This window comes from Kitasatospora sp. NPDC007106, assembly GCF_040634455.1.
GTDB lineage: Bacteria > Actinomycetota > Actinomycetes > Streptomycetales > Streptomycetaceae > Kitasatospora > Kitasatospora arboriphila.
Genome location: NZ_JBEYFP010000725.1, coordinates 1 through 2,907 on the forward strand (window position 1 = coordinate 1; position 2,907 = coordinate 2,907).

Sequence of the window (2,907 nt, forward strand, 5' to 3'; positions counted from 1 at the left end):
GGCTGCCGACCTGCTCGGCGGTGGTGCAACGCTAGGAGTCCGCCCGTCGCACTGCTTGACTTCACGTGACAGTTGGCTTACCACTTGGGGACATTCTCCGAGGGAGTTGATCCCGTGAGGCCACTGGTCCGCACCGCCGCGCTGAGCGGATACGTCGAGCTGAGCCGGTCGCTGGGCCTCGACCCGCAGCCGCTGATGAAGCGGGTCGGCCTGGATGCCGCCGGCCTCGCCGTCCAGGACCGGTGGATCTCCGGCGCGGCCGTGGTCCACCTGCTGGAGCTCTCGGCCGCCGCCGCCCGGCACGAGGACTTCGGCCTGCGGATGTCCGAGTTCCGGCGGTTCTCCAGCCTCGGCCCGATCAGCCTCGTCCTGCGCGAGGAGCCGGACGTGCGCAGCGCGCTCGGGCTCATGCTCCGGCACGAGCACATGTACAACGAGGTGCTGCACACCCGGCTCTCCGAGCGCGACGGGCTGGCGACGATCAAGGTCGGGCTGGACCTCGGCGAACCGCTGGAGCACCGCCAGGCGACCGAACTGGCCGTGGGGGCCTTCCACCGCGTCCTGCTGGGCTTCCTCGGCGCCCGCTGGCGTCCGCTGTCCGTCTGCTTCACCCATCCCGCCCCGGCGGACACCGGCACCCACCGGCGGGTCTTCGGTTCGACGGTGGAGTTCGGCCGGGAGTTCGACGGCATCGTCTTCTACGCGGGCGACCTCGACTCGCCCAACGCGATGTCCGACCCGCAGCTGCGGACGTACGCCCGGCAGTACTTCGAGGCCATCGCCGTCCCCCGGGACACCACCGTGCCGGACCGGGTGCGCGAGCTGATCGAGGTGCTGCTGCCGACCGGGCGCTGCTCGATCGAGCAGGTCGCCCGCAGCCTGGGCGTGGACCGGCGCACGGTGCACCGCCATCTCGCGCAGTCGGGCGAGACCTTCTCCTCGCTGCTCAACGCGACGCGGGTGCAGCTCGCCGAGCAGTTCGTGGCCAACGGCCGGCGGTCGCTCACCGAGATCGCCGACCTGCTGGGGTTCTCGGCGCCCAGCGCGTTCTCCCGCTGGTTCCGCGAGCAGTTCGGCTGCACCGCCCGGGAGTGGCGCGAGCGCCGGGGGCAGACCGCGGAGCACTGACCGCGTCGGCACCCCGGGACGGGTGTCCCCAAATGGAAAGTCCGCTGTCACCCACGGTCAAGCACGGCCGCCCGGCGCGCCCTACCTTTGCTGCACCGCGAGAGACCGCCGGCCCCGCAACGACGGGCCGGGCGGGGGCCCACCCTCAGCCTTCGCCCCGCCGGCCGGGAGCACCACGCCGTCCGAGCCCCGTCCGCCGGGCCGGACCCGCACCGCCCCGCACCGCAGCGTTCAGCACTGAAGCGCTCAGCACCGCAGCGTTCAGCACTGAAGCGGCTCGCGCCACGGCGCCCCGTACCGCGGCGTCCCTCGCCGCACCGGCGCCCACCCCATCCGACGAAGGAGACGGACCGTGCACTTCCTCGACGACTCCCTGCTGCCCGAGAACCAGCAGAAGCTGGTCATCCAGGCCGCACCCTACGGGCCCGAGTGGCTGCCCGGCGACGCCCCCGACCTGCCGCTCACCATGGACGAGCACGTGCAGGCGGCCGTCGACTGCTACAACGCGGGCGCCACCGTCCTGCACATCCACGTCCGCGAGCTGGACGGCAAGGGCTCCAAGCGGCTGTCGATGTTCAACGAGCTGGTCGGCCGGCTGCGCCAGGCGGTGCCGGACATGGTGCTGCAGATCGGCGGCTCGATCTCCTTCGCCCCCGAGGGCGAGGGCGCGGACGCCGAGTGGCTGTCCTACGACACCCGTCACATGCTCGCGGAGCTGGACCCCAAGCCGGACCAGGTCACCATCGCGATCAACACCAGCCAGATGAACATCGTCGAGATCATGACGGCGGACGACCTGGAGGGCACCTCGATCGCCAAGCCCGAGTACTACCGCGCGTACCGCGACATGTACCTGGAGGCCGGGCCGGAGTTCTACCTGGAGCACCTGGAGCGGCTGCGGGACAAGGGCATCCAGCCGCACTTCCAGCTCGCCACCATCGCCCAGCTGGAGACCGTCGAGCGGCTGATCCGCTCCGGCGTGTACACCGGGCCGCTGGTGCTCAACTACGTGGCCATCGGCGGCGGTTTCGCCGGCCGGCACCCCGCCGACCTGATCGAGTTCGTCCGCCGGGTGCCGGACGGCGCGGTGCTCACCATCGAGAGCTCGATGCGCGCCGTCGCCCCGATGAACGCCATCGGCATCGCCCTCGGCTGCCACGTGCGCGTCGGCAACGAGGACAACCTGTGGGGCCGCAAGGGCGAGCGGATGACCTCGGTGCAGCAGGTCGAGCAGATGGTCACGATCGCCGACGCCCTCGGCCGCGACGTCGCGAGCGGCGCCGAGGCGAAGGAGATCTACCACCTCGGCGAGTACTACGCGGACACCGAGGAGACCCTGGCGCAGCTCGGCATGGTGCCGAACCGCCGCCCCGGGCAGCGCGGCTTCATGCTCCGCGACGTCAAGCACTGACCCCCGCGGCACACCATGACCAGCCCCGAGACCAGAGCAACGGAGCACCCCATGGCCCACGCCATCCGCTTCCACGAGACCGGCGGTCCCGACGTCCTGCGCTGGGAGGAGGTCGAGGTCGGGGCGCCGGGCCCGGGCGAGGTCCGGATCCGCCACGCGGCCGTCGGCCTCAACTTCGCCGACACCTACTTCCGGACGGGGCTCTACCCCGCCCCGCTGCCCGCCGGACTCGGTGTGGAGGCGGCCGGCACGGTGGAGGCCGTCGGCCCCGGCGGACCTGCATCATGCCGAGCGGTTTGTGCCGGCCGATCAGCAGCTTCGCCCGCGGGTCGAGTTCCTCCAGCAGGACGTTCCGCTGGGTCTCGTGC

General features: G+C 71.8%; 2 protein-coding genes and 1 pseudogene. All 3 read left to right on the forward strand.

Features of this window, described 5'->3' with window-relative positions; translation table 11 throughout:
• Nucleotides 1–114 precede the first annotated feature (114 nt).
• Nucleotides 115–1,128 carry an AraC family transcriptional regulator ligand-binding domain-containing protein gene (locus ABZ641_RS31410; RefSeq protein WP_359987310.1) on the forward strand — a complete coding sequence of 338 codons (1,014 nt, stop codon included), beginning with the start codon at nucleotides 115–117 and terminating at the stop codon, nucleotides 1,126–1,128.
• 352 nt (nucleotides 1,129–1,480) lie between these two features.
• Nucleotides 1,481–2,539 carry a 3-keto-5-aminohexanoate cleavage protein gene (locus ABZ641_RS31415; protein ID WP_344623339.1) on the forward strand — a complete coding sequence of 353 codons (1,059 nt, stop codon included), beginning with the start codon at nucleotides 1,481–1,483 and terminating at the stop codon, nucleotides 2,537–2,539.
• Nucleotides 2,540–2,590: 51 nt separating this feature from the next.
• Nucleotides 2,591–2,809: pseudogene (locus tag ABZ641_RS31420) on the forward strand (alcohol dehydrogenase catalytic domain-containing protein); the annotation flags it as partial.
• Nucleotides 2,810–2,907 lie beyond the last annotated feature (98 nt).